The following is a 255-nucleotide window of genomic DNA, read 5'->3' as shown; positions in this document are numbered from 1 at the left end:
CACAGGTGGTCAGGTAGAGAATACCAAGGCGCTTGAGAGAACTCGGGTGAAGGAACTAGGCAAAATGGTGCCGTAACTTCGGGAGAAGGCACGCTGGCGCGTAGGTGAAGAGACTTGCTCTCGGAGCCGAAGCCAGTCGCAGATACCAGCTGGCTGCAACTGTTTAATAAAAACACAGCACTGTGCAAACACGAAAGTGGACGTATACGGTGTGACGCCTGCCCGGTGCTGGAAGGTTAATTGATGGGGTCAGCC

At 54.1% G+C, this 255-nt stretch carries 1 rRNA gene; it reads left to right on the top strand.

What is annotated here, in order from left to right:
• Positions 1-255, top strand: a 23S ribosomal RNA gene (locus tag V2S86_RS25550); the annotation flags it as partial.

The organism is Serratia sp. C2(1), from assembly GCF_036352655.1.
Taxonomy (GTDB): Bacteria; Pseudomonadota; Gammaproteobacteria; order Enterobacterales; family Enterobacteriaceae; genus Serratia; species Serratia inhibens.
This window is presented reverse-complemented; position numbering and strand designations above follow the sequence as displayed.